The sequence below is a fragment of the Salmonella sp. SAL4457 genome (genome assembly GCF_046548235.1).
Taxonomy (GTDB): Bacteria; Pseudomonadota; Gammaproteobacteria; order Enterobacterales; family Enterobacteriaceae; genus Salmonella; species Salmonella enterica.
In genome coordinates, this window is record NZ_JBGDZO010000231.1 from 1 (window position 1) to 318 (window position 318).

General features: G+C 50.9%; 1 rRNA gene. It reads right to left on the reverse strand.

Going from position 1 to position 318, the window contains the following annotated elements:
• Positions 1–69: ribosomal RNA gene (gene rrf / locus ACLJNW_RS24050) — 5S ribosomal RNA — on the reverse strand; the annotation flags it as partial.
• Between the last annotated feature and the right edge of the window lie 249 nt (positions 70–318).

Genomic DNA, 318 nt, shown 5'->3' on the forward strand with positions numbered 1-318 from the left:
GGCGCTACGGCGTTTCACTTCTGAGTTCGGCATGGGGTCAGGTGGGACCACCGCGCTACTGCCGCCAGGCAAATTCTGTTGCCAGAAACGAATCTTTTACACCGATGCTGCGTTGGCTGCATTCGTAAAGTCAGTCACATACTTCTGTATGCTCCTTCCTTTCCTTCATTTGCCGCCTTACCTCAGCGTAAAATCTTTCGTTCCCGAAAATCCGGAATCAGTGCTGAAAATCATCTCTCAACCGCCAAAACATCTTCGGCGTTGTAAGGTTAAGCCTCACGGTTCATTAGTACCGGTTAGCTCAACGCATCGCTGCGC